The organism is Streptomyces sp. YKOK-I1 (assembly GCF_054660435.1).
In genome coordinates this window covers 1940886-1962098 of sequence record NZ_BAAGDR010000001.1, presented here as the reverse complement: position 1 = coordinate 1962098, position 21213 = coordinate 1940886, and the positions used below count along the sequence as shown (strand labels likewise).

22 protein-coding genes are annotated in these 21213 nt (G+C 74.2%); 13 read left to right on the top strand and 9 right to left on the bottom strand.

Features of this window, described 5'->3' with window-relative positions; translation table 11 throughout:
- Nucleotides 1–120 precede the first annotated feature (120 nt).
- Nucleotides 121–558, top strand: a complete 438-nt coding sequence (locus tag ACYQ8Q_RS08165; RefSeq protein WP_460073215.1) for a DUF4442 domain-containing protein — start codon at nucleotides 121–123, stop codon at nucleotides 556–558.
- Nucleotides 559–824: 266 nt separating this feature from the next.
- Here the strand turns inward: ACYQ8Q_RS08165 and galU are convergent, their stop codons facing one another.
- Nucleotides 825–1871: a UTP--glucose-1-phosphate uridylyltransferase GalU gene (gene galU, locus ACYQ8Q_RS08160; RefSeq protein ID WP_460063140.1), complete on the bottom strand. Its 1047-nt coding sequence runs from the start codon at nucleotides 1869–1871 to the stop codon at nucleotides 825–827.
- Nucleotides 1872–2275: 404 nt separating this feature from the next.
- Here galU and ACYQ8Q_RS08155 point away from each other — a divergent pair, with 404 nt between their 5' ends.
- Complete coding sequence (locus tag ACYQ8Q_RS08155) at nucleotides 2276–4168, top strand: ricin-type beta-trefoil lectin domain protein (RefSeq protein ID WP_460063139.1); 1893 nt, start codon at nucleotides 2276–2278, stop codon at nucleotides 4166–4168.
- 163 nt (nucleotides 4169–4331) lie between these two features.
- Here the strand turns inward: ACYQ8Q_RS08155 and ACYQ8Q_RS08150 are convergent, their stop codons facing one another.
- Nucleotides 4332–4763, bottom strand: a complete 432-nt coding sequence (locus ACYQ8Q_RS08150) for a hypothetical protein (protein WP_460063138.1) — start codon at nucleotides 4761–4763, stop codon at nucleotides 4332–4334.
- A gap of 214 nt (nucleotides 4764–4977) precedes the next feature.
- On the opposite strand from ACYQ8Q_RS08150, the gene ACYQ8Q_RS08145 reads away from it, so the two are divergent.
- Complete coding sequence (locus ACYQ8Q_RS08145; RefSeq protein ID WP_460063137.1) at nucleotides 4978–5625, top strand: DedA family protein; 648 nt, start codon at nucleotides 4978–4980, stop codon at nucleotides 5623–5625.
- A gap of 51 nt (nucleotides 5626–5676) precedes the next feature.
- Here the strand turns inward: ACYQ8Q_RS08145 and ACYQ8Q_RS08140 are convergent, their stop codons facing one another.
- Nucleotides 5677–6204, bottom strand: a complete 528-nt coding sequence (locus tag ACYQ8Q_RS08140) for a gamma carbonic anhydrase family protein (RefSeq protein WP_460063135.1) — start codon at nucleotides 6202–6204, stop codon at nucleotides 5677–5679.
- A 111-nt stretch (nucleotides 6205–6315) separates the two neighbouring features.
- Here ACYQ8Q_RS08140 and ACYQ8Q_RS08135 point away from each other — a divergent pair, with 111 nt between their 5' ends.
- Nucleotides 6316–7080 (top strand): acyltransferase, encoded by a 765-nt coding sequence (locus tag ACYQ8Q_RS08135; RefSeq protein ID WP_460063133.1) that lies wholly within the window; start codon nucleotides 6316–6318, stop codon nucleotides 7078–7080.
- Between the two features lies 1 nt (nucleotide 7081).
- On the opposite strand, the gene ACYQ8Q_RS08130 is transcribed toward ACYQ8Q_RS08135, so the two are convergent.
- Complete coding sequence (locus tag ACYQ8Q_RS08130) at nucleotides 7082–7939, bottom strand: EamA family transporter (RefSeq protein ID WP_460063131.1); 858 nt, start codon at nucleotides 7937–7939, stop codon at nucleotides 7082–7084.
- Between the two features lie 105 nt (nucleotides 7940–8044).
- Between ACYQ8Q_RS08130 and ACYQ8Q_RS08125 the strand changes: the two genes are divergently transcribed.
- A complete protein-coding gene (locus tag ACYQ8Q_RS08125; protein ID WP_460063129.1) occupies nucleotides 8045–8617 on the top strand; it encodes a helix-turn-helix domain-containing protein in 573 nt (190 codons plus the stop codon).
- A gap of 43 nt (nucleotides 8618–8660) precedes the next feature.
- Nucleotides 8661–9218, top strand: a complete 558-nt coding sequence (locus tag ACYQ8Q_RS08120) for a YbaK/EbsC family protein (protein WP_460063127.1) — start codon at nucleotides 8661–8663, stop codon at nucleotides 9216–9218.
- Nucleotides 9219–9301: 83 nt separating this feature from the next.
- Here the strand turns inward: ACYQ8Q_RS08120 and ACYQ8Q_RS08115 are convergent, their stop codons facing one another.
- Nucleotides 9302–10399: a cation diffusion facilitator family transporter gene (locus ACYQ8Q_RS08115; RefSeq protein WP_460063124.1), complete on the bottom strand. Its 1098-nt coding sequence runs from the start codon at nucleotides 10397–10399 to the stop codon at nucleotides 9302–9304.
- Between the two features lie 61 nt (nucleotides 10400–10460).
- Between ACYQ8Q_RS08115 and ACYQ8Q_RS08110 the strand changes: the two genes are divergently transcribed.
- The gene (locus tag ACYQ8Q_RS08110) at nucleotides 10461–10820 is read left to right on the top strand and encodes an ArsR/SmtB family transcription factor (RefSeq protein ID WP_460063120.1); all 360 of its coding nucleotides are present in this window, start codon (nucleotides 10461–10463) and stop codon (nucleotides 10818–10820) included.
- A gap of 16 nt (nucleotides 10821–10836) precedes the next feature.
- On the opposite strand, the gene ACYQ8Q_RS08105 is transcribed toward ACYQ8Q_RS08110, so the two are convergent.
- Genes ACYQ8Q_RS08105 through ACYQ8Q_RS08095 form a run of 3 tightly spaced genes read right to left on the bottom strand, consistent with a single transcriptional unit; the run spans nucleotide 10837 to nucleotide 13463 of the window.
- A complete protein-coding gene (locus ACYQ8Q_RS08105; protein ID WP_460063118.1) occupies nucleotides 10837–12048 on the bottom strand; it encodes a 4-hydroxybenzoate 3-monooxygenase in 1212 nt (403 codons plus the stop codon).
- A complete protein-coding gene (locus ACYQ8Q_RS08100; RefSeq protein WP_460063116.1) occupies nucleotides 12045–13001 on the bottom strand; it encodes a formylglycine-generating enzyme family protein in 957 nt (318 codons plus the stop codon). The genes ACYQ8Q_RS08105 and ACYQ8Q_RS08100 overlap by 4 nt, the downstream gene beginning before the upstream one ends.
- Before the next feature lie 54 nt (nucleotides 13002–13055).
- A complete protein-coding gene (locus ACYQ8Q_RS08095) occupies nucleotides 13056–13463 on the bottom strand; it encodes a CoA-binding protein (protein ID WP_460063113.1) in 408 nt (135 codons plus the stop codon).
- Nucleotides 13464–13580: 117 nt separating this feature from the next.
- Between ACYQ8Q_RS08095 and ACYQ8Q_RS08090 the strand changes: the two genes are divergently transcribed.
- From ACYQ8Q_RS08090 to ACYQ8Q_RS08080, 3 genes are read left to right on the top strand one after another with little or no spacing between them, the layout of a single operon-like run.
- Nucleotides 13581–14294 carry a hypothetical protein gene (locus tag ACYQ8Q_RS08090; protein WP_460063110.1) on the top strand — a complete coding sequence of 238 codons (714 nt, stop codon included), beginning with the start codon at nucleotides 13581–13583 and terminating at the stop codon, nucleotides 14292–14294.
- Nucleotides 14291–14830 carry a SixA phosphatase family protein gene (locus ACYQ8Q_RS08085; protein WP_460063108.1) on the top strand — a complete coding sequence of 180 codons (540 nt, stop codon included), beginning with the start codon at nucleotides 14291–14293 and terminating at the stop codon, nucleotides 14828–14830. The genes ACYQ8Q_RS08090 and ACYQ8Q_RS08085 overlap by 4 nt, the downstream gene beginning before the upstream one ends.
- Nucleotides 14831–14862: 32 nt before the next feature.
- Complete coding sequence (locus tag ACYQ8Q_RS08080) at nucleotides 14863–15489, top strand: YigZ family protein (protein WP_460063107.1); 627 nt, start codon at nucleotides 14863–14865, stop codon at nucleotides 15487–15489.
- A 9-nt stretch (nucleotides 15490–15498) separates the two neighbouring features.
- Here ACYQ8Q_RS08080 and ACYQ8Q_RS08075 read toward each other — a convergent pair whose 3' ends face one another.
- The gene (locus ACYQ8Q_RS08075) at nucleotides 15499–16239 is read right to left on the bottom strand and encodes a class I SAM-dependent methyltransferase (RefSeq protein WP_460063105.1); all 741 of its coding nucleotides are present in this window, start codon (nucleotides 16237–16239) and stop codon (nucleotides 15499–15501) included.
- 137 nt (nucleotides 16240–16376) lie between these two features.
- Between ACYQ8Q_RS08075 and ACYQ8Q_RS08070 the strand changes: the two genes are divergently transcribed.
- The 3 genes from ACYQ8Q_RS08070 to ACYQ8Q_RS08060 all read left to right on the top strand — a co-directional run bounded on the left by ACYQ8Q_RS08070 (nucleotide 16377) and on the right by ACYQ8Q_RS08060 (nucleotide 21209).
- A complete protein-coding gene (locus tag ACYQ8Q_RS08070) occupies nucleotides 16377–17540 on the top strand; it encodes an exonuclease SbcCD subunit D (protein ID WP_460063103.1) in 1164 nt (387 codons plus the stop codon).
- Entirely contained in the window at nucleotides 17537–20575 is a 3039-nt protein-coding gene (locus ACYQ8Q_RS08065; RefSeq protein ID WP_460063102.1) for an AAA family ATPase, read from the top strand. Before ACYQ8Q_RS08070 ends, ACYQ8Q_RS08065 begins: the two co-directional genes overlap by 4 nt.
- A gap of 151 nt (nucleotides 20576–20726) precedes the next feature.
- Nucleotides 20727–21209: a rhodanese-like domain-containing protein gene (locus ACYQ8Q_RS08060; protein ID WP_460063100.1), complete on the top strand. Its 483-nt coding sequence runs from the start codon at nucleotides 20727–20729 to the stop codon at nucleotides 21207–21209.
- Nucleotides 21210–21213: the final 4 nt, after the last annotated feature.

Genomic DNA, 21213 nt, shown 5'->3' with positions numbered 1-21213 from the left:
GGTCCGCCGGCCGGCGGTTGCTCTCCTGGCCAGATGGGCGGCAAGCATACGGCGATCATCACACCGGTCCTGGTCAGTGAGGCTACTCGTGGGTAACATCGCGGTATGAGCGCAGACCAGATGTCCATCGGCGAGATGCTCGCCGCCACCGTGCCCATGGCCCGGACCCTCAACCTGGAGTTCGTGGAGACCGGCCGGGACCGGGCCGTGGTCGCCCTGCCGGACCAGGGCGACTTCCACAACCACGTGGGCGGCCCGCATGCCGGTGCGATGTTCACGCTCGGCGAGTCCGCCAGCGGTGCGATCGTGCTGGCCGCGTTCGGGGACCAGCTCGCGCGCGCCGTGCCGCTCGCCGTCCGCGCCGAGATCGCCTACCGGAAGCTCGCGATGGGCGCGGTCACCGCGACGGCCACCCTGGGCCGCCCGGCCGCCGAGGTCGTCGCCGAGCTGGACGCCGGGGAGCGCCCCGAGTTCCCGGTGACGATCGAGATCCGCCGCGCCGACGGCGCGGTCACCGGTGAGATGATCGTCGTTTGGACCCTGCGGCCCAACGGCTGAGCGGCGCGGATGGGGGCAGGGTGCGGGTTGGGGTGGGTGCGGGTGACGGGCCCGGGGTGCGGCGGCGTACGGCTCGTGGTGTACGGCGCCGTCCCCGGGCCTTCGTTGATTCCGGGCGCTCGTCGATCCCGGGCCTTCGCCGATCGCGGGCGGCGGTGGCTGCGGGCGGCGATGGCCGCGGGGGCCTGGAGGCCGTGGAGTCGCGGAGGCCGAGAAGGTCGCGGGGTCGCGGAGGCCGAGAAGGTCGCGGCGGTCGCGGTGTCGGCTCAGGCCGCCAGCCGCTCCCGGCCGGAGCCGCCCTCGCCGTTCCCGCTCGGCGTGCCTTCCCCGCCGCTTCCCCTCTCCCCGCGGTTCTCCCTCTCCCCGCCGGTCTCCGTCTCCCCGCCGTACTGGCCGGGCGTGGCCGCCGTGCCCGTGTCGTCCAGGGCCGCTACGAACCCCTTCAGCCAGGACACGAACTCCGGTCCCAGGTCGGGTCGGTCGCAGGCCAGCCGGACCACCGTGCGCAGGTAGTCGGCTTTGTCGCCGGTGTCGTAGCGGCGGCCGGAGAAGACCACGCCGTGCACCGTGCCGTCCGCGGCGAGTTCCTGGAGCGCGTCGGTGAGCTGGATCTCGCCGCCGCGTCCGGGCCCGGTGCGCTCCAGGACGTCGAAGACCGCCGGGTCGAGGACATAGCGCCCGATGACCGCGTACCGGCTCGGCGCCGCCTCCCGTGAGGGCTTCTCCACCAGTCCCGTGACCCGTACGACGCCGTCCTCGCCGGACGGTTCGACCGCCGCGCAGCCGTAGAGGTGCACCTGCTCCGGCGGGACCTCCATGAGGGCGACGACACTGCCCGCGTACCGGTCGCGGACCTCCAGCATCCGGCTGAGCAGGGTCTCGCGCGGGTCGATCAGGTCGTCGCCGAGGAGGACGGCGAAGGGCTGGTCGCCGACATGGTGGCGGGCGCACAGCACCGCGTGTCCGAGGCCGAGCGGGTCGCCCTGCCGGATGTGGTGGATGTCGGCCAGCCGGGCCGGGTCGCGCACGGCGTCCAGCCGTACGGTGTCGCCCTTGGCCGCGAGGGCCTGCTCCAGCTCGAAGGCGTGGTCGAAGTGGTCCTCGATGGCCCGCTTGTGGCGGCCGGTGACCATCAGTACGTCGTCCAGACCGGCCGCGGCGGCCTCCTCGACGACGTACTGGATGGCCGGCTTGTCGACGACCGGGAGCATCTCCTTCGGGGTCGCCTTCGTCGCGGGCAGGAAGCGGGTGCCGAGGCCCGCCGCCGGGACGACCGCCTTGCGGACCGTGGGTGCGGAGTGGGGGGTACTCATGGGGATCAGGGTGGACGAAGGGGATGGGAGAACCCCGGGAGTCCCCTGGGAGATTCCTGTGCGGCGCCCGGTCCCGGCCGGGAATCGGCTGTCGTCGGGAAGTTGAAGATTTTGTGAGCCAATGACCTTTGCGCGTACACAAGTTGAGTCGGCGCGTCCGGGCCGAATGGTAAATGCGGGTACGGATACCGTCGGTAACTTTTCTGAAATTAGCTCGCTTTGAACTGTGGTCGATCGAACTCCTTGTTTCCTGTGAGACGTGTGTGCGAAGGTGAGCCTCCCCTTACGCGGACCGGATCAGTTCCCCCACCTGGCCGGTCCGAAGGTACGCACCAATCAGGCACCTGCTTTCCGGCGGCCGCGCTATTCGCGGGCGGTCCGTCGGCTTGGAAGGAATTGGTTCCGTGCAATCCCCGAACCCCCCGCGACCCCCCTACCCGCCCCGCCCCGGCTGGCCTCCCGGCGATTCCGACCCCCATCTCGCGTCCCGGCTGGCCCGGGGCGACGACGGCCGTGCGGTCGCCCTGCTGCTCGCCCGGCACTGGCCGGCCACCCATGACTACGCGGTCGTCTGCCTGGCCGACTCCGGTGACTCGGCGCGGCTCGTGGCCGCCGCCGCGTTCCACACGGTGTTCGGCCGGCTCGCCAAGGGGCACAGCGGCGGCGCCCTGCGGCCCCAACTCCTGGTCGCCGTACGGAACACGGTCCGGGAATGGGCCGGGGCCGAAGGACTTGCCGCCGTCCTGCCGGAGTTGCGCAAAACCGTCGGCGGCCGCGGACTGCGCGTCGCCCGGCCGGTCACCCCTGAAAGGCGGCAACTCGCCGAGCGCGCTTTCTCCTTGCTTCCCGCCGCCTCCCAATGTCTGTTGTGGCACGTCGAGGTGGAAGCGGAACCGCTATCCGTACCGGCCGGTCTGCTGGGCGTCGACGAGCTCACCGCGACGGCCGGACTGGAACAGGCGCGCGAGCAATTCCGGGCGGGCTGTGTCCGCGCCCACCGGGAACTCGCGCCCACCGCCGAATGCCGTTTCTACCACCGCCTCCTCGACGTTCCCCTGCGCCGCGGCGGAACCCTGCTGCCCGATGTCCGCCGGCACCTCGCGCAGTGCCGCCACTGCCGGCACGCCGCCGAACAGCTCAGCCACTTCGACGGCGGACTGGACACCCTGCTCGCCGAGACCGTGCTCTCCTGGGGCGCGCACCGCTATCTCGATGCGCGCCCCGCGCGTCTCGCGTCCGGCGCCCGTCCGGCCCGGCCCACCGCCGCGACCCGCCCGACGACCCGCCCGACGGCCCGTCCGACGGGCCGTCACCGCATCGCACCGAACGGCCTGCTCGATCTGCCGGGCCGGCGCCCCAAGGCCGTCCTGGTCGGCGTCGGCCTCACCTCCCTCGCCCTGCTGGCGACCGTCCTCGTGGCCAAGAGCTGGTCCGACGACAACGGTGTTCCCGGGCCTCGCGCCACCTGGGGCGCCCCGGCCGGCGGCACCGGCACCCCCGGCTCTCCGGGCGTCCGCCCGCCCGGCGACGAGGATCCCTCGTCCTCAGGCTCCCCCTCGGCCGCCTCCGCCGCCCGCTCCGCCGCGCCCTCCCACGGCCGGCTGCTCAGCCAGGTGACCGGACGCTGTCTCGACGTCGCGGGCGGCAGGGCCGAGTCCGGGGCGGCGGCCGTCCTGGCGGTGTGCTCCTCGGCCGCCTCCCAGCAGTGGTCGTACCAGGACGACGGGCTGCTGCGCAGCGCCGCCGCCCCGGGGCTCTGTCTGGCCGCCGACCCCGGCCACGCGTCGGTCGCGCTGGCCGGCTGTGTGGTCCACTCCGGCGAGGTCTTCTTCGACCTGACCGTGCGCGGCGAACTCCTGCTGCGCCGCGACGGCGGCCTGCTCGTCGCCCCCGGCACCGGGAAGGCCGCTACGAAGGCCGTCGTCACGGAGCGGGACGGCTCGGCGGGGCAGCGGTGGGAGTTCGAGGCGGCGGCGCCGGGGGAGGGGGCGTCGGCGAGACCGCCGGCCCCGCGTGCCGACCCGCCCCTGTCCCGCGACACCGGGCCGACGCCGCCGCCCGCACCACGTGATGCCGCGCCGCCCGCGCCCCAACCTGCCCCATCCACGGGGGAGTTCGAGAAGAGGGCCGCCCAGGTGGAGTGCTGCGGGAGCCCTGGGACATCCCGTCTGCCGGGGCTTGCCGCGACGCTTCACCACGACGGCCGCTCGCTCGAGGTGGGCCTGCGGGTCTCCGGGTTGCCGGGCTCGGTCGGGCTGGTGCACCCCGCCGGGCTGCCGGGGAACGCGGCCGGGTAACCGGACGGACGACCGGCTCGACCAGCCCGTGCGGGGGCGGATGCCGTACGGGTCGCCGCCCGCGCCCTGCCCTACCGGGACACCGGGCGCCACGACCGGACCCCCGGCACAGGTCGGCGGCTGGTGGGGGTCGGGGTGTCCGCCTGGTCGGCGTCCGCCCGGTCTAGGAGGTGCAGACGTCCTTCAGCTCTGCCGACGCCTCGTCGATCGCGGAGGAGTCCGGGGTGCGGCCGTCGAGGATGTCGCGGTTGTAGTCCTCGATCGCCCGGTTGAGCCTGTCCACCGCCTTGTCGACCTTGCCGTCGTCCGACCTGTCGTCGATCCGGTCGAGGTTCTTCTCGATCGTGGCGATGGAGTCCTCCGTCTTCGAGGGGTCCTCGATCGCGTCCGCGCCCGCCTTGTTGATCGCCGTGATGCTGTCCGTGATGTCGTCGGCGTTCGACAGACAGTCGACGGTGTCACCGAACTCGCAGCCGGTGAGCAGGCCGGTGGTCAGCGCGAGGGCCGCGACGGCGGAGGCGAGGACGGCGGTACGGCGGCGGGGCCGGCCGGGCCGACGGGGCGCGGGCGGGGGAACGGGCGGGGGAACGGGCATGGGAGGGTCCCTTCTTCACGGCGCGGATCGCGGTGGTGTCCTCACCGACCACGATCACGTGCACGGGGCGCCGTCACGAGGGGCCCTGCTCCCCGTTCGACGGTGTAGCCCGCTCCACCACGGGCCCGGCCGGGCCGGGCCGAACCGGTAGGCTTCCCGGCAGCAGGCGATGTTCAAGGAATGTCAAAGGGAATGTCGAAGGGGAGGCCCGCCGGTGCACGTCCAGGAGTGGCTCGACACGGTGCCCGCGGCGGCCGTCTACGCCGTGGTCGGCCTGGTCATCGGGCTGGAGAGCCTCGGCATCCCGCTGCCCGGCGAGATCATCCTGGTCTCGGCCGCGCTGCTGTCCTCCCAGCACGCGGGTGTCAACCCGGTCGTCCTCGGGGCGGTCGCCTCCGCCGGCGCGGTGATCGGTGACTCCATCGGCTATGCCATCGGCCGCAAGGGCGGGCGCCCGCTGCTGGCCTGGCTGGGCAGGAAGTTCCCGAAGCACTTCGGCGAGGGCCATATCGCCACGGCCGAGCGGTCCTTCGAGAAGTGGGGCATGTGGGCCGTGTTCTTCGGCCGCTTCATCGCCCTGCTGCGGATCTTCGCCGGGCCGCTCGCCGGTGTGCTGCACATGCCGTACTGGAAGTTCCTCATCGCCAATGTGCTGGGCGGGATCGTCTGGGCGGGCGGGACCACGGCGGTCATCTACTACGTGGGCGTGGTCGCGGAGTCCTGGCTGAAGAGGTTCTCGTATCTGGGGCTGGTGGCGGCCGTGCTGATCGGGCTGACGTCGTTCCTGGTCATCAAGCGCAAGGCCAGGAAGGCGCAGGCGGCGGCGGAGCGGGAGGCGGAACCGGTACCCGCCGGGGACTGAGCCGCACCCCGGCCGCACCGCGCCCTCCGGCCGCCCCCCTCGGCCGCCCCCTCACTCATGAACCTCCTTGTGGGCCTTGGCCAGGTCCGCGTACAGCGTGCCGTTCAGCGTGACGCCCTGCCGCTCCTCCTCCGTCAGCTCCCGCTTGACCTTCGCCGGGACGCCCGCCACCAGGGAGCCCGGCGGGACCTCCATCCCCTGGGGGACCAGGGCCTGGGCCGCGACCAGGGAACCCGCGCCGATCACCGCGCCGTTGAGGACCGTCGCGCCCATGCCGATCAGGCAGTCGTCGCCGACGGTCGCGCCGTGGACGACCGCGTTGTGGCCGACGGAGACGCGCTCGCCGACCGTCACGGGGAAGCCGGGGTCCGCGTGCAGGGTCACGTTGTCCTGGATGTTGGCGTCGCGGCGGACGGTGATCCGCTCGACGTCCCCGCGCACGACCGCCCCGTACCAGACGCTCGCGCCCGCCTCCAGCGTCACCTCTCCGACGACCGAGGCCGTGGGCGCCACGAACGCCTCCGCGTCGACCTTCGGTTCCCTGCCGCCGATGCCCACGATCAGCGCCTTGTGCGTCATCACCGTCTCCTCGTGTCCGTCGTACCGTCGCACCGTACGCCACCCCCGGTGGGGCGAAGATCACAGGCCTCGGGCCGTATCCCGGCAGGGCGCGCTGAGTACGGTGAGCGGGTGCCGAAAAGCAAGAACACGTTCTCATCCTGGCGGGGCCGCCTCACGCAGCGCGCCGTCCACGCGGGCTGGGCGTGGGTGCAGCGGACCGGCTCCGTGACCGCCGAGCGTCCCGGTCGGCTGCGCTTCGGCTCGATCGGCCCGGCGACCCGGCTCGCCTTCCCGCTCGGCACGGTCTTCGGTGAACCCTGGATCCACATCGGCTCGCACTGCATCGTCGGCGAGCAGGTCACCCTGACGGCCGGTCTGATGCCCGACCTCGACCTCGGGCCCGACCCGATCCTGCGCATCGGCGACGGTGTCGTCCTCGGCCGCGGCAGCCATGTCATCGCCGACACGACGGTCACCATCGGCAGCGACTGCTACTTCGGCCCGTACGTCTACGTGACGTCCACCAATCACTCGTACGACGACCCGCACGAACCCATCGGCAAGCAGTGGCCGCGTATGGAGCCGGTGCGGATCGGGCCCGGCTGCTGGATCGGCACCGGCGCGGTGATCCTGCCGGGGGCGAAGATCGGGCGGAACGTCGTCGTCGCGGCGGGGGCCGTGGTGCGCGGGACCGTGCCCGACCACGCCGTCGTCGCGGGCGCGCCCGCCAAGGTCGTACGACGCTGGACTCCCGTCGAGGGCTGGCAGCCGCCGTTGCGCACGCCCGCGCCGGTCCCGATCCCGGACGGGGTCACCTCGGACCAGCTGGTCGCGCTGTCGGAACTGGACGAGGAGACGGTGGAGCGGCTCGCGCAACTGGAGCCCGGGAGCTGACTCAGCCGGTCGCCAGCAGCAGGGTGCCGAGCAGGGCCAGTCCCGCGCCGGCCGCCTGCACCGCGCGCAGCCGCTCGCGCAGGAAGCCGCGGGCGGCGAGGGCCGTCACCACGGGGTAGAGCGAGGCGAGCACGGCGGCCACCGTGACCGGGCCGTGCTGGGCGGCGACCGCGTAGGTGCCGTTGGCGGCGACGTCGGCGAGCCCGACGAAGCCGTACACGGGCAGTGCGGACAGCCGCAGTCCGCCCTCGGGGAGCGCCGGGGCGCCGCGCCGGACGGTGGCGTACAGGGCGGCCCCGCCCGCCGCCACATTGGTCAGGCGTTGCACGAACAGGGCGAGGAACAGGCCGGTGGGGGTCGTCGACGCCTCGGTGATCAGCACGAACACGGTGCCGAAGCCGAGCGCGGCGACCAGCGTCAGCAGGACGGCGCGCCGCTGCACCGGCGCGCCGCGCAGCTGCGGACCGCCCGCCAGGACCACGCCCAGGACGGCGACCGCGATGCCCGCGATCTGCAGGAGGCCGGGGCGCTCGCCGAGGAACAGGCCGACCGAGACGGGGACGGCCACACTCAGGGTGGCCAGCGGGGAGACCACGCCCATCGGGCCGAGGGCCAGGGCCTGGTAGAAGGAGAGCAGGGCCACCGGGCCCACCAGCCCGGCGGCGACCGCGAACCAGAGCCGGGGGCCGGCCTCGCTCCAGCCGCCGGTGGCGATGACGATCACGCCGAGGACGACGGTCGCGATCGACTGGGACACCATGACGACCGTGAGCGCCGGGGCCCGTCGGGTCAGCAGCCCGCCGCCGAAGTCGGCCAGACCCCAGAGCAGGCTGGTGGCCAGGGCGAAGAGTGCGGTCACGGTTCCTCGCAGTACAGTTCGATGCACCATCGGGTGCACCCACCGTAGTGCAACAGGGTGAACTCTGTCATTCAGGATATTGGACTTCGGCATAGTGGACGGAATGTGGCGGACCTCGACCTGCTGACCCAGTCCCTGGCGCGCAACGTCAAGCACTGGCGTGCGGTGCGCGGCTTCACCCTGGACGTGCTCGCGGCCCGCGCGGGGGTCAGCCGGGGCATGCTCATCCAGATCGAGCAGGCCCGCACCAACCCGAGCATCGGGACGGTCGTCAAGATCGGTGACGCGCTCGGCATCAGCGTCACCACCCTGCTCGACTACGCGCAGGGACCGCAGGTGCGGGTCGTCCCGGCCGACCAGGTCGTACGGCTGTGGCACACCGAGGCGGGCAGCTACAGCAGACTGCTCGCCGGCACCGAGGCTCCCGGCCCGCTGGAGATGTGGGAGTGGAAGCTGATGCCGGGTGAGGGCAGCTCCTCGGATCCGCACCCCGCGGGCACGTTCGAGATCATCCATGTCGTCGCGGGCGTGCTCACCCTCACCGTCGAGGGCGAGGACTACCGCGTTCCGGCCGGCGCGAGCGTCACCTTCGAGGCCAACGCCCCGCACACCTACGGCAATCGCGGCGACGTCCCGGCGGAGTGGGTGCTGGCCGTCTCGGTCCCGCCCGTGCGCTGAGACGCCGGCGCCCGGGCCGCGCGGATCTTGTTAGCGTGCGGGCATGCGCGCACCCATCGGAGACTTCGACACCGCCACCCCCGCCCCCGACTGCCTCGGCGAGCTGACCGGCCCGGTCGCCGACGCCGTACGCCACTGGGGCGGCAGCGTGCCCGCCGACCAGGTCCTCTACGTCGACACCGACCCGCAGTGGGCCGACACGGCCGTCTTCGTCGAGCACTACGGCCGGGACCTGCTGGAGACGTCCGCGAACTGCGTCGTCGTCGCCGGCAAGCGCGGCGGGGACACCACCCTCGCCGCCTGTGTCGTGCTGTCCACCACCCGCGTCGACGTCAACGGAGTGGTCCGCCGGCAGCTGGGCGCCCGCAAGGCGTCCTTCGCGGCGATGGACACGGCGGTGGGGGAGACCGGCATGGAGTACGGCGGGATCACCCCGATCGGGCTCCCCGCCGCCTGGCCGGTCCTGGTGGACTCCGCCGTCGTCGACCTGCCGTGGGTGCTGGTGGGCAGCGGACGCCGACGCGGCAAGCTCCTCGTCCCGGGCAAGGCGTTCGCCGAACTCCCCGGCACGGTGGTGCTGGACGGGCTGGGGGCTGCCTGACCCTTCCCGTCCCTCCGGGGGAGCGTGCCCGGCGTCGCGGGCAGGCGGGAAGCGTCGGGTGGCCCCTGGGAGCCTGACGGTCCTCAGGCCGCCGTGTGGTGGGCGAGGGCCAGATGCGGATCGGCCTCGCCCGGTACCGGTGCCGGATCCGCGTGCACCAGGGCCGCGGTGAGCCGGGGGACGGCGTGCAGCAGCGCGTGCTCGGCGTGCACGGCGATCGTGTGCGCCCGGCGTACGGTCGCCTCGCCGTCCACGACGACCGCCACCTCGGCGCGCAGCCGGTGCCCGATCCAGCGCAGCCGCAACTCGCCCACCCCGCGCACCCCTTCGACCTCCAGCAGGGCCCGCTCGGCCCGGTCGACCAGCGCCGGGTCGACCGCGTCCAGCACCCTCCGGAACACCTCCCGCGCCGCGTCCCGCAGCACCAGCGCGATCGCCGCCGTGATCGCCAGCCCCACCAGCGGGTCGGCGAGCCGCCACCCCAGCGCCGAACCGCCCGCCCCGAGCAGCACGGCCAGTGAGGTGAAACCGTCCGTGCGCGCGTGCAGCCCGTCCGCCACCAGAGCCGCCGAGCCGATCGAGCGGCCGACGCGGATGCGGTACCGGGCCACCCACTCGTTGCCCGCGAAACCGGCGAGTGCCGCCACCGCGACCGCGCCGACGTGCTCGACCGGCCGGGGGTCCAGCAGCCGCTCGACCGCCGTCCACCCGGCGAAGGCCGCCGACGCGGCGATCGTCAGCACGATCGCGAGGCCCGCCAGGTCCTCCGCGCGCCCGTAGCCGTAGGTGAAGCGACGGGTGGCCGCCCGCCGGCCCACCACGAACGCGATGCCCAGCGGTACGGCGGTCAGCGCGTCCGCCGCGTTGTGCACCGTGTCGCCGAGCAGCGCCACCGACCCCGAGAGCACCACCACGACCGCCTGGACGACCGCCGTGACGCCCAGCACCGCCAGCGAGACCCACAGCGCGCGCATGCCCCGGGCCGAGGACTCCAGGGCCGGGTCGAGCTTGTCGGCGCTCTCGTGGGAGTGCGGGGTGAGGAGGTGGGAGAGCCGGTGACGGAGGGAGGGCGCCGCGGGGGAGTGGGAGCGGGAGTGGGAGTGGGAGTGGGGGTGCGGATGAGGATGCTCGTGCGCGTGTCCGTGGTGGTGCTCGTGCCCGTGGTCGTGCTGCTCGCTCACATCGGTCCCTTCCGCTGCGCCGGGGTGGACGCGCGTGCGCCCACCCCGCCATTATGTGCGTATGAGCGCACGCATGCACCTATCACCTGCGCACCATGCGCATCCGCGCACCCCCGGCGAGGAGCAGGTCGCGCTCGCCGCCGAGCTGCTCGCCCTGCTCGGCGACCGCACCCGGCTCACCCTGCTGCACGCGCTGACCTCGGGCGAGGCCGATGTGACCACGCTGACGGAGGTGTGCGGGGCGGCCCGGCCGGCGGTCAGCCAGCATCTGGCCCGGCTGCGGCTGGCCGGGCTCGTGCACACCCGCAAGGAGGGCCGCCGGGTGATCTACTCGCTCTCCGACGGCCATCTGCGCCGCCTGGTGGCCGAGGCCCTGAACGTGGCCGACCACCGGCTCGGGGACACCCCGGTGCACGACTAGGCCGTGTCCGGCCTAGTCAGTAGTGCTCGGCGGTCCCGAGGTACTGCTCGGCGAAGGCCGTGGCCGCCACCGGCGAGGTGAAGAGGCGGCGCAGCCGGGCGAAGGTCGTGCCCGCCCGGAAGGGATCCCTGGCGGCCGTCCCGTGGTACACCTCCGACAGCCACTGCGAGAACTCCTGGTAGTCCCACACCCGCCGCAGACATGCCTGGGAGTAGCCGTCCAGGCCCTCGCCGTCGCCGCCGTCGAGATACGCCACCAGCGCGTCGCCGAGCAGGAACGCGTCGTGCAGGGCGAGGTTCATGCCCTTCGCGGCGATCGGGGCCACCAGATGGGCCGCGTCACCGGCCAGGAAGAGCCGCCCGTACGTCATCGGCTCGACCACGTAGTCGTGCATCGCGAGCACCCGTTTCTCGGTCAGCGGGCCCTCGGTGAGCGCCTGGGCGCCCGCACCGCCCGCGAGCCGGACGTGCAGCTCGGACCAGATCCGGTCGTCGGGCCAGTTCTCCGGGTCGTCGCCGGGCGGGCACTGGAGGTAGTAGCGGGTCACCTCGGGGCTGCGGGCCATGTGCCCGGCGAACCCGTTCTCGTGCACGCCGAACAGCACGCAGTCGGAGGACGGCGGCGCCTCGGCGAGCAGCGCCAGCCAGGCGACGCCGTAGTCGTGCCGGGCGGTGCGGGCGTGCCCCGGCGGCATCGCGGCCCTGCTGACCCCGCGCGCACCGTCGGCGCCGACCACGAACTCACAGGCGAGCATCCGCCGTTCACCGCTGTCCCCGCAGGTGTACGACACGGACGGGTGCCCGCTGTCCAGGTCGCGCAGCTCGACGTCGCGCACCGAGAACCGGACATCCCCGCCCCGTACGTCCACGTACTCCCGGACCAGGTCGGTCACCAGCAACGGCTGCGGGTACACCCAGTGATGACGACCCGTCAGATCACCGTAGGAGAAGCGGTACCGCTCGCCGCCGAAGCGGAACTCGCAGGCGGTGTGGCGCTGGGCGCGCGCCAGCAGATAGTCGGCAAGGCCCCGTCGGCGCAGCTCGTTGACGGCCCACTCCTCGATGACGCCGGCCCGCGGCCGCTGCTCGATGAACGCACGGCTCTCCGTCTCCAGGACGACGCAGTCGACGGACGCGGCCCGCAGGATGTTCCCGACCGTGAGGCCGGCGGGGCCCGCGCCGACGATGACGACCTGAGTGCGCTGGAACGAGGGGGAGTTGGTGGTCACCCCGTCATTATCGACCGGTCCGCCGCTCCCGGGACGTCCTGGGCGCAGCGGAAACCGGCATGTCCGCTGGTGCTGTCGGGGGTGTTGGCGCTGCGGGCCGCCACGCGGTAGCGATTGCAGTAGGAGGCGTGGCACAGGTGCGAGCCGCCCCGGATCACCTTCTCCGCACTCCCCGCGGACCAGGCGTCCGCGCACCACTCCCAGACGTTCCCCGACACGTTGTACAGCCCGAAGCCGTTCGGCGCGAACGCGTCGACGGGCGCGGTCCCCCGGTATCCGTCGGCGGCGGTGTTCTTCGTCGGGAAGGTGCCCCGCCAGATGTTGCAGCGGAACTCGCCGCCGGGATCCAGCTCGTCGCCCCAGGGGTAGCGCCTGCGCTCCAGCCCGCCCCGGGCCGCGTACTCCCACTCGGCCTCGGTGGGCAGCCGCCGTCCGGCCCACGCGGCGTAGGCGGCCGCGTCGCACCACGACACATGCACGACGGGATGGTCCCCGCGCTCCCGAAGCGAGCTGCCGGGCCCCTCCGGCCGCATCCAGGCCGCCCCGGAGACCGCGCACCACCAGGGCGTCCGCTCGGGGCGCGGCGACTCGCGGCGCAGCACGCCCGGCAGGAACCCGGCGAACACGTACGACCAGCCCAGCCGCTCGGCGTCCGTCACGTACCCGGTGTCCGCGACGAACTCGGCGAACCGGTCGTTGCTGACGGCGTACGCGTCGATCCGGAAGGGGGCCACCCGAACGGCCCGCACCGGCCCCTCCCCGTCCGCCGGAAAGCCCTCCGCGTCCTCCGCGCCCATCAGGAACGCACCGCCGGGCAGCTCCACCATGCCGTCCGCGCCGGCCCGGGCCGACGGCGGGGCCGGCGGCCGCTCGGGCCGGGCGGAGCCGCCCGTGGAGGGCATGCAGCAGCGGGCGGGCGCACCGAAGGCGTCGTCGTTCTCGATCTCAGGCATACGAGCGCCCAGCATGCCCGGGGAACCTGTGGGACCGGAGCGGCCCGTCCGGCGTCAGCCCAGCCGCGGGATCTCGATCGCCGGGCAGCGGTCCATCACCATCTCCAGACCCGCCGCGCGCGTCCGCTCGTACGCCGCCTCGTCGACGACGTCCAGCTGGAACCACACCGCCTTCGCGCCCTTCGCGACCGCCTCGTCCGCGACGGCGCCGGCGAGGTCGCTGTTGACGAACACGTCCACGACGTCCACCTCGAAGGGGATGTCCGCGAGGGAGGCGTAGCCCTGCTCCCCGTGCACCGTCTCCGCCTTCGGATGGACCGGCACGACCCGCTTGCCGTAACGCTGCAGCACCTCCGCGACGCCGTACGCCGCGCGCCGCCGGTTCGTCGACAGCCCCACCACCGCCCAGGTGTCACCGAGCCCGGTGAGAATCTTCCGGATCGTCGCCTCGTCGCCGTACACCGTCGGCCTCCCGTGGGGTCGCGCACCATACCTGTCAGGCACTCCAACGCGCCACGAGTACCCCTGATTCCACCCCCCCTGCCAGCGAACCCCGGGCCGTCCCCCTAGGCTCGCCTCGTGCTGCGCATCACCGACGCCCGAACCGGCGAAGCCGTCGTCGCCGCCCCCGTCCGCCGTGGTCTGACCCGGGTCCAGGCGCATGCCTCCGGGTACGGGGCGGGATCGCTGCGGGTCCTGCTCACCGCCGATGTGCTGGTGCGGGCGCTGGAGCTCGGCGGGACGCCCGTGTGGGCGCTGCTCACCGGCGAGCGCGAGCAGGCGGAGCTGCGGTCCGGCGCCACCGCGCTCGGCATGCACCCCTTCGAGGACGGCCAGGGCCTGGGCTCCGGGGTGGGTGAGGCGCAGATCCTGCACGTGGTCGGGGAGGGCGGGCCGGAGCCGGACGGGGTGCGGATTGCCGTGGCCGGGGTCGAGGGCGCCGTCCCGGACGATCCGGCCGTGCTGCGCCTCGCGCTGCTGTCCCGGCCCCGCACCGAGCCCGTCGCTCTGGACGCGGCGGCGCTGGGCGAGGCCGGCGAGACCCTCGTACGCTGGCGGAGAGCCGTCGCCGACTGGGCGAGGCGGCCCTCGCGGCCGGTCCCGGACGCGGTGCGCGGACGGCTCCGAGCCGCCTGGGAGGACGACCTGGACGTACCCGGGGTGCTGACGGTGCTGCGGTGGGTGGAGGACGCCGGGCCGGAGCTGCCGCACGGCGCCCGCTTCGAGACGTACGCCTACGCCGACCGCCTCCTCGGCCTCGACCTCACCCGCGATCTGGGAGCCCCGCTATGAGCGCACAGGACGGACCACCGCGCAGGCTGGTGGTGCTGCGGCACGCCAAGTCGGACTGGCCGGACGGCGTCCCCGACCATGAGCGGCCCCTGGCCGCCCGCGGCCGCCGTGACGCCCCCGCCGCCGGGCGCGCCCTCGCCGAGACCGGCTGTGTGCCCGACCTCGCGCTGGTCTCCACCGCCGTGCGCGCCCGCCAGACCTGGCAGCTCGCCGCCGCGGAGTGGGACGCCCCGCCCCCGGTCCGCCACGACCCGCGCCTGTACGCGGCCGAGGTGCCGGAGCTGCTGGACGTCGTGCGGGAGACCCCGGCCGGGATCGGGACGCTGCTGCTCGTCGCCCACAACCCGGGCCTGGAGGAGCTGGTCCTGGAGCTCGCCGGGGACGACCTCGACCATGCGCTGGACGAGGTGCGGCTGAAGTTCCCCACCTCGGCGATCGCCGTGCTGGCCTGGCACGGACCCGACTGGCGCGCGCTGAGCCCCGGCACCGCGCTGCTGACCTCGATGATCGTGCCCCGGGGGAAGAAGGCCGGCTGAGCGCGTGCCCGGCCGGCGCATAGGGTGGCCGGATGCAGGACGAGTACCGCACGGTGGCCCGGCAGGGCGTGCACGAGACCGAGGTCAACCGCTCCCGCTTCCTGTGCGCCCTCGCCCCGGCGGCGACCGAGCAGGAGGCGCAGGCGTTCATCGCGTCCGTGCGCAAGGAGCACGCCGACGCCACCCACAACTGCTGGGCCTACGTGATCGGCGCCGACGCCGCCGTGCAGAAGGCCAGTGACGACGGCGAACCCGGCGGCACCGCGGGCGTCCCGATGCTCCAGATGCTGCTGCGCCGCGACATGCGGTACGTCGTCGCCGTCGTCACCCGCTACTACGGTGGCGTCAAGCTCGGCGCCGGCGGACTGATCCGGGCCTACGGCGGCGCGGTCGGCGAGGCGCTCGACACCCTCGGCACCCTCACCCGCCGCCGCTTCCGCCTCGCCACCGTCACCGTCGACCACCAGCGCGCGGGCAAGGTCCAGAACGATCTGCGCGCCACCGGCCGCGAGGTCCGGGACGTCCGCTACGGCGAGGCGGTCACCCTCGAGATCGGCCTCCCCGACGCCGACGTGGACGCCTTTCGCGCCTGGCTCGCGGACGCGACGTCCGGGACGGCACTGCTGGAGCTGGGCGGCGAGGCGTACGGGGACGCCTGACGGGCCGGACTACTCGGGCAGCCGGTACACCGACACATGGGACCGCGACGCGGCGGTGAACTCGGCTCCCGACCAGTCCGCGTGCCGGCTCTCCAGCCCGAACCCGGCCAGTTGCGCCATGAGGTCGAGCTCGGCCGGCCAGATGTAGCGGTGCGGGCTGCGGTCCAGCCGGGCCTCGCGGCCCTCCTCGTCGAACCGGAAGTGGTGCGAGACGACGTGCTGGCGCAGGACGTCGTAGGTGTCCAGACCGATGTACCCGGGCTCGGAGTGCCAGACCGTCGCCGGTGCCCCCGGGGGCAGCTTGCGCAGCTCGGGCACCCACAGCTCGATCACGAACCGTCCGCCGGGCGCCAGATGCCGGGCGGCGTTGCGGAAGCAGGCGACCTGCTCGGCCTGGGTGAGCAGATTGGAGATCGTGTTGAAGACCAGATAGACGAGCGTGTACGGGCCCGGCGCCCGGGTGGCCGCCATGTCGCCGACGATCACGGGGATCGCCGTTTCGTCCGCCTTCGTCCGCAGCTGCCCGATCATCGGACGGGACAGCTCGATGCCGGTCACGGGTACGCCGCGGGCGGCGAGCGGTACGGCCACCCGACCCGTGCCGATCGCGAACTCCAGCGCCGCCCCGCCCTCCGCCAGCGCGGCCAGCCGCTCCACGGTCGGTCCGAGCACCTCGGGCGCGAACATCCCCGTGCCGGGGGTGTCGTAGCGTCCGGCGGCGTCCGCGTCCCAGATCTGCTCCTGATCCATTCCGTCAACGATCCCGAGGCGTGGACGAGTTGTCCAACGGTTTTGGGGTGAAAGGTGGAGGTCGGTGAGAGATCAGGTGCCGGAGGCGTTAGCGTGGTCGGTGTTCACGGTCGGTTTCTGTACGTCGGAGCGGTTTCTTGAGATTGCTGCACACGTCCGACTGGCACCTCGGCCGGTCGTTCCACCGCGTGAACATGCTCCAGGCCCAGTCCGCGTTCATCGCGCGGCTCGTCGCGACCGTGCGCGAGCGCGAGGTCGACGCGGTGCTCGTGTCGGGGGACGTGTACGACCGCGCGGTGCCGCCGCTCGCCGCGGTCGAGCTGTTCGACGAGGCCCTGCACCGTCTCGCGGACCTCGGGGTGCCGACCGTGATGATCTCCGGCAACCACGACTCGGCCCGCCGGCTCGGCGTGGGGGCCGCGCTGATCGGCCGGGCGGGCATCCACCTGCGCACCGACCCCGCGGCCGCCGGCACCCCCGTGGTGCTCGCCGACGCCCAGGGCGACGTCGCCTTCTACGGCCTGCCCTATCTCGAACCCGCCCTGGTGAAGGAGGAGTTCGGCGTGGAGAAGGCCGGGCACGAGAGCGTGCTCGCCGCCGCCATGGACCGGGTCCGCGCCGACCTCGCGACCCGCGCGCCCGGCACCCGTTCCGTCGTCCTCGCCCATGCCTTCGTCACCGGCGGCGAACCCAGCGACAGTGAACGGGACATCACCGTCGGCGGGGTCGCCTCCGTGCCCGCCGGTGTCTTCGACGGCGTCGACTACGTGGCACTCGGGCATCTGCACGGCTCCCAGACCCTCACGGAGCGCGTCCGCTACTCCGGCTCCCCGCTGCCGTACTCCTTCTCCGAGACCGACCACCGCAAGACCATGTGGCTGGTCGACCTCGGCGCGGACGGCGCCCTCACCGCCGAGCGGATCGACTGCCCGGTGCCGCGCGCGCTGGCCCGGATCTCCGGCACCCTGGAGGAGCTGCTCGCCGACCCCGCGCTCGCCCGGCACGAGGAGGCATGGGTGGAGGCCACGCTCACCGACGCCGTCCGCCCCGCCGAGCCCATGGCCCGGCTCACCGAGCGGTTCCCGCACACCCTCAGCCTGGTCTTCGCCCCCGAACGCGGCCCGGACGACCCGGACGCGACCTACGCCCGCCGCCTCGCCGGCCGCAGCGACCAGGAGATCGCCGAGGACTTCGTCGCCCATGTGCGCCGCGCCGGGCCGGACGCCCGGGAACGGGGTGTGCTGCGGGACGCCTTCGACGCGGTCCGCACGGACGACGTCGTACGGGAGGTGGCCCGATGAGGCTGCACCGGCTCGACCTGACGGCCTTCGGGCCCTTCGGCGACGCGCAGAGCGTGGACTTCGACGATCTGTCCGCCGCCGGGCTCTTCCTGCTGCACGGGCCGACCGGCGCGGGCAAGACCTCCGTCCTCGACGCCGTCTGCTACGCGCTCTACGGCTCCGTCCCGGGCGCCCGCCAGTCCGTCCAGGGCCAGGGCCTCACCCTGCGCAGCGACCACGCCGCCCCCGGCACCCGCACCGAGGTCGCCCTCGAACTCACCGTCGCCGGACGCCGGTTGGAGATCACCCGGCAGCCGCCCCACGAGCGCGCCAAGAAGCGCGGCACCGGCACGACCGTCGAGAAGGCCCAGACCTGGCTGCGCGAGTACGACCCCGTCGGCGCCGTCTGGAAGGACCTCAGCCGCTCCCACCAGGAGATCGGCGAGGAGATCACCCAGCTGCTCGGCATGAGCCGGGAACAGTTCTGTCAGGTCGTGCTGCTGCCCCAGGGCGACTTCGCGCGCTTCCTGCGCGCCGACGCCGAGGCGCGCGGGCGGCTGCTGGGCCGTCTCTTCGACACCCGCAGGTTCGCCGAGGTGGAGAAACGGCTCGCCGAGCGGCGCCGGGAGGCGGAGGCACGGGTACGGGAGGGCGACGCCGGGCTGGTCGCCGACGCCCACCGGATGCAGCAGGCCGCCGGGGGAGCGATGGAGCTGCCGGAGCTCCAGCCGGGCGAGCCGGGTCTCGCCGAGGCCGTCGTCACCGCCGCCGCGGTGGCCCGCAGCACCGCCCGTGAGCAGCTGACCATCGCCCACTGCCGTCTGGCCGCCGCCGAGTCCGCCCAGGCGGGCGCCGAGCGCGCGCTGACGGACGTACGCGAACGGCACCGGTTGCAGCGGCGGTTCGCCGAGGCGCGGGAACGGGCCGGGCGGCTGGAGGAGCGTGCCGGGGCGCACCACGAGGACCGGGCCCGGATGGAGCGGGGCCGCAAGGCCGAGGCGGTCGCGCCCGCGCTGGGGCTGCGGGAGTCCGCCGAGTCGGACCGCCACAGGGCCGCCCGGGCGGAGGCCCGCGCGCGTGAGCTGGTGCGCACCGCCGTCGACGGCGGACACCCCGGCGGGCTGGCCGACGCGGGCGGCGCCGGACTCGCCGCCGCCGCCCGGCGAGCGGCCGAGGAGCTGGGCGGTCTGGAGGCGGCCCGCCGCGCCGAGCGGCGGCTGACCGAACTCCTCACGGAGCGCGCCGGGTTGGACCGCCAGGAGCGGGCCGACGCGGACGTCCTCCAGGAGGCGGAGGCCTGGCTGGCAGGCTGGGACGAGACCCGTACCGGCCTGCTGGGCGCCGTGGAGTCCGCCCAGGAGGCCGCCACCCGGGCCGAACGGCTCGCAGTGCAGCGGGAACCCGCCCGCAGGCGCCTCGCCGCCGCCCGTATGCGGGACCGGCTCGCGCGGGAGACGGACGAGGCGCACCGCCAGATGCTGGCCGCGACCGAGACGGCCCAGCAGGCGCGCGCCGGCTGGCTGGACGTCAAGGAGCGGCGGCTGAACGGCATCGCCGCCGAACTCGCCGCACGGCTCAGTGCCGGCGAGCCCTGCGCGGTCTGCGGCGCCGTCGACCATCCGGCACCCGCCCGCAAGGACGCCGGGCACGTCGGCCGGGAGACCGAGGACCGGGCGCTGGCCGTGGTCCAGCGGGCCGACGAGGAGCGGGCCGAGGCCGAACAGCGCCTCGGGCTGCTCCAGCGGGAGCTGGCCGCCGCCGAGGGTGAGGCCGGTGATGCGCCCACCGCACAACTCGCCTCCCTCGCCGACGAGGTGGAGCAGGAGTACGCCCGGGCCCGGAGCGGTGCCTCGGCGCTGCACCCCACGCAGGAGCGGCTGCGGCAGGCCGAGCGGGAACGGGACCGGAGGGTCTCCGCCCAGCAGGAGGCCGCCGTACGCGCCGCCGCGCGGGTCGCCCGCCGGGACGCCCTGGACAGTGAACGCGCCTCACTGGAAGCGGAGTTGACGCAGGCGCGGGGCGCGGCCGGCACCGTGGCCGCCCGTGCCGCCGAGCTGGAGCGGCGGGCCGCGCTGCTCACCGAGGCCGCGGACGCGGCGCGGGCCGCCGAGGACAGCGCCCAGCGGCTCAAGGACGCCGACGCCCGGCTCGCCGACGCCGCGTTCCGGGCCGGATTCGACACCCCGCAGGCCGCCGCCGACGCCCTGCTCGACACCGGCGCCCACCGCGAGCTGCAACGGCGGCTGGACGCCTGGCAGTCCGAGGAGGCCGCGGTCCGCGCGGTCCTCGCCGAGACCGACACCGCGGCCGCCGCCCAGCAGCCGCCCGCCGACCTCGCATCGGCGCAGGACACGGCGGCCACCGCCGCCCGGCGCCTGCGCGACGCCGCCTCCGCGCGCGACGCCGCCGCCCGGCGCTGCACGGACCTGGACCGCCTCTCGGCCCGTTCGGCCGAGGGGGTACGGCGGCTCGCGCCGCTGCGCGAGGAGTACGACCGGGTGGCCCGCATGGCCGGACTGACCGCGGGCACCTCGGCCGACAATGAACGCAAGATGCGCCTGGAGGCGTACGTCCTCGCGGCCCGGCTGGAACAGGTGGCCGCCGCCGCGACCGCGCGGCTGCGGCAGATGTCCGCCGGGCGCTACACCCTCGTCCACTCCGACGACCGGGCCGGACGGGGCCGCAGCGGGCTCGGACTGCATGTCGTCGACGCCTGGACCGGACGGGAGCGGGACACCGCCACGCTCTCCGGCGGCGAGACCTTCTTCGCCTCGCTCGCCCTCGCGCTCGGCCTCGCCGACGTGGTGACCGACGAGGCGGGCGGGGTCCGGCTGGACACCCTCTTCATCGACGAGGGCTTCGGCAGCCTCGACGACCAGACCCTCGACGAGGTCCTCGACGTCCTGGACTCCCTGCGGGAACGCGACCGCAGCGTCGGCATCGTCAGCCATGTCGCCGACCTGCGCCGACGCGTCCACGCCCAGCTGGAGGTCGTGAAGGGGAGGTCCGGTTCGCAGGTGCGGCAGCGGGGCCGAGCCGCCTCCCCCGGGCACTGACCGCACCGCCCGGGGAATGCCGGGTCGCGCTCACACAGGACGGGGGATTCCCCGGCGGCGCGGCCTGCACGCCGGGGAATCCCCCTTCAGGAAGGTGATCACCGGCCGTAGATTTCAGGTCATCGGGAACCCGCCACAGAGAGGCCCTGCGATGACCGTCACGACCAGCACCGCGAACCCCGTCCTGCGCGTCGCCCCCGCCGCCCCGGCCGAGGCCGCCGCCTACTTCCGCGCGAGCCTCGTCTTCCACGCCGACGTCTCCGACGTCGCCGCCGTGCTCGCCGCCGGGGGCGAGCACGGGTTCGTCGTCCTCGACTCCCGCTCCACCGAGGCCTGGGACCAGGGCCACATCCCCGGCGCCGTCCACCTGCCCACCGCCCTCATCGCCGAACAGGCCGGGCGACTCCTCGACCGGGACGTGCCCGTGGTGACGTACTGCTGGGGCCCCGGCTGCAACGGCGCCACCCGCGCCGCCCTCGCGCTCGCCGAACTCGGCTACCAGGTCAAGGAGATGCTCGGCGGCTTCGAGTACTGGGTGCGCGAGGGCTTCGCCTACGAGACCTGGGAGGGCCGCGAGCACCGCGACGCCGACCCGCTCACGGCCCCCGTCGACGCGGAGGACTGCGGCTGCTGACCGC